3 protein-coding genes and 1 pseudogene are annotated in these 3037 nt (G+C 44.6%); all 4 read right to left on the bottom strand.

What is annotated here, in order from left to right; all coding sequences use genetic code 11:
* Positions 1-140 (bottom strand): annotated as a pseudogene (locus H7F08_RS15110) (ISL3 family transposase); the annotation flags it as partial.
* 12 nt (positions 141-152) lie between these two features.
* Complete coding sequence (locus H7F08_RS15105; protein WP_319803985.1) at positions 153-1511, bottom strand: MMPL family transporter; 1359 nt, start codon at positions 1509-1511, stop codon at positions 153-155.
* 23 nt (positions 1512-1534) lie between these two features.
* Complete coding sequence (locus H7F08_RS15100; protein ID WP_226831399.1) at positions 1535-2233, bottom strand: LolA-related protein; 699 nt, start codon at positions 2231-2233, stop codon at positions 1535-1537.
* Positions 2234-2257: 24 nt separating this feature from the next.
* A complete protein-coding gene (locus tag H7F08_RS15095; RefSeq protein WP_193640988.1) occupies positions 2258-2854 on the bottom strand; it encodes a hypothetical protein in 597 nt (198 codons plus the stop codon).
* Positions 2855-3037 lie beyond the last annotated feature (183 nt).

Here is a 3037-nt window from a genome sequence, read left to right as displayed (position 1 = left end):
GACCGCAGACAGGGCAAGCAAGCCGACTTCCCTTGGGAAAGTTGATATGCAGGTCCAACCGCTTCTCCTCCAGCTTGAAAGTCCACCATCCACGGCGGAACCAACCCCAACGCCAAGGTAAACAGCTTGTCTTCGTCCATCATTAACCTTCCCTAGATCAGCAATGCCCTAAGACTACCGTACCCTCGTATCCACTCCAAGTAGCGAGGAGCCTCCCAGATATTATCATGATGGCTAACAAGGGTGACACAAGCAACTATCAACATTAAGACAATACCGGGCCTCAGGATAAAAAGAATCTTTTTCCAACGCAGCAGATATTCGCCAATAGCGCTTAAATCCCGCACCTTAAGATGACGAGGCTTCAGGATTGGCAAGATCAGCCTGGTAACAGTCGCCGCAGTAAGGAGACCTGTAATTGCATATAGACCAATTTGCGCTAACCCAGGTAAATTAGAAAACAGCAGGCTGGAAAAACCTATGACTGAAGTGAATACTCCCAATTTTATTGTCGGCCAGTAGTTACGGATCCATTCTTCTGTATTTTTTTCTGACTGACCAGACTGCACGAAAAAATAAATAGAATAATCTACTGCTTCACCAATTAACGCGGTACCGAACCCCATAGTGATATCATAAACAACGGAAAAGCCAAGAGCCACCGCAGTAATCCCGACAATGACACCAGAAAATACCGGTACGAGGCCTAAAACCAACACAAACACAGAACGGTAAACAAATAAGAGCAATATCGTGATAAGCGTCATGCTGATGATGGACATCATCTCAGCGGCATGAACGATAGTATCACGGGAGTCCACCGAAATAACTCCAACCCCTGTCATCATTAAGTAAGTGCCTGTGGCTAACAAACCCGCCTCATTTTTGGTTTTGGCAAAGGCCAATCTGATGCTATTAACCGCAATCTGCTGAGCAGCCATGTCAGAACCAGAGGCCCGGGTCTGAGCCAATATCAAAGCACTCTGACCCGAACGAGACGACCAGACTCCATCTTGCGTCATTGGTCTTGCAACACGCCCCAGGGATTGAATCAGTTGCACTGTGGCCCCAGTTGGATCACTCGGAAACAGGGATTGGACCATTTCCCCACCCGGTGTAGCCAACATATTAATGGAATTTTCTATAGCTTTATGTAAACCAGCCACAGTAAAAAGTTGCGAGTTGACGCTAGGACTCAGCAGATAGCGATGGGAGAAAAAATAATGAAAAAAACTGGCATCATCATTGCTGCTGTTATTGCTAACCGAGAAAAATGCCGCATTTCGCTGCAACTTCTTAACAATCTCAATGGAAATCTTGGCACGGGTGGAAGCATCACCGCCATTAATCTCAATCATGATTTGGCGTGACAAAATACCATGCAGTAATTGTTCATTCAGAACCGCTTGCTGTGCGGTTGGAGACTGCGGCATAAATTCCGAAAGACTGGCTGAAAAGTTGGCCGTCAAAATCAATGCACCACCGACAAACAAAACAGTCAGCCAGATCACGACGACCAAACCGTGAATTTTTCTCACGGGGTACCGGACGAAATGATGGTTATCAGCGAACGATCATTATTCATTTTCAGAGTATTAATGCTGGTAATACTACTATTGTTACCATCAACTTGAATATATCTAATCAGACCGGCCAGTTTTTTTTGTTTGGGTCGCAACGTCAAGGTCCAGTTTTTTTCATCACCCTTCAAAAAAAGATAAAAATATTGCTCGAGCATCTGCTGGTTACCAGTTAATACACCACGAATACTATCAACAAATGCAAGCAGTTCTGGATGATCTTGTAAGTGGATATCATGGTGGTCAATACTTAGGATGTCGCCGTGAATAAGCATGACCTCATTTTTTGGCTCAATTGTGTGCATCTCCAATCCATCTGGAGCAATAAATTGCATTTTCCCATATGATTCTATGGGTTTTTCCAGAATATTAAGAAATTTTTTTTCGACGAATGTAGCATGATCCGGTTGAGCGTGTGCCAGAGAATGCATGAGTTGATTAACATTCCATTCTGCAGCATCCGCGTCACTCGTCAGCATTACACTTAACCCCATGAATGCCATAATAATAAAAGCACTGTAACGAATATACCGAGTAGCCGAGGGGAATGAAAAACCTCCCAACCAAACCTGACACCTGCGGCCGGTGCTTTCAGGATATATTGTGATCATTTTGATCGGTATATCCAGCAGGCCTCGAAATACTTCAGCCATCTTCTTCAGATTAACCTCCTATATTCATTGCCAAAAATCAAAAAAATTAAACCAGTTATACGGGGCCATATGACAGTATTTGTCCAGCAATCCTACATAGTTTGTTAATGCTTGTTGTAGTGCCGCTTCTTTTCCTTCTTTTTCGACCTCAGTGAAATCAGCCAATGGCTCTATAAAAACTTCATATTTCCCCGGTCCAGTATATAATCCGGTCATGAAGAATACCGGCCTGCGCAATATTGCCGCTATTCGTAAGGGACCATTGGACCATAAAGCAGATTTACCCAGAAAAGGAATTGGTTGCATTTTCTCCTTACCAAAAGAGCGATCTCCAAGCAACCCAACCAAGGCACCATTTTCCAGTTCTTTTTGCACGCAAATCATCGAATCTACACGGCCTGGAGATATAACATTTTGTTCAATATTCGGGTTTACCGCTGCAAGAATGGCATTAATACGCTCCGCATTTTTTTCATACATCACCATAATTACACGGGGATCAATATGTTGTCGGCCAATGCCTCTTAATACCTCGAAACTACCGAGATGTGCGCCGAGCAGCAATACTCCTCGTCCTGTCGCAACAGCTGTATCAACGGCCTCTGGTTGGTGTAAAGATATATGGCTCCTCGCTACTTGGAGTGGATACGAGGGTACGGTAGTCTTAGGGCATTGCTGATCTAGGGAAGGTTAATGATGGACGAAGACAAGCTGTTTACCTTGGCGTTGGGGTTGGTTCCGCCGTGGATGGTGGACGATGTGACTTTCAAGCTGGAGGAGAAGCGGTTGGACCTGCATATCAAC

The organism is Acidithiobacillus sp. HP-11, from assembly GCF_015100075.1.
GTDB lineage: Bacteria > Pseudomonadota > Gammaproteobacteria > Acidithiobacillales > Acidithiobacillaceae > Acidithiobacillus > Acidithiobacillus thiooxidans.
Note: the sequence above shows the minus strand (reverse complement) of the source record. Positions and strands in the feature narration are given on the sequence as shown.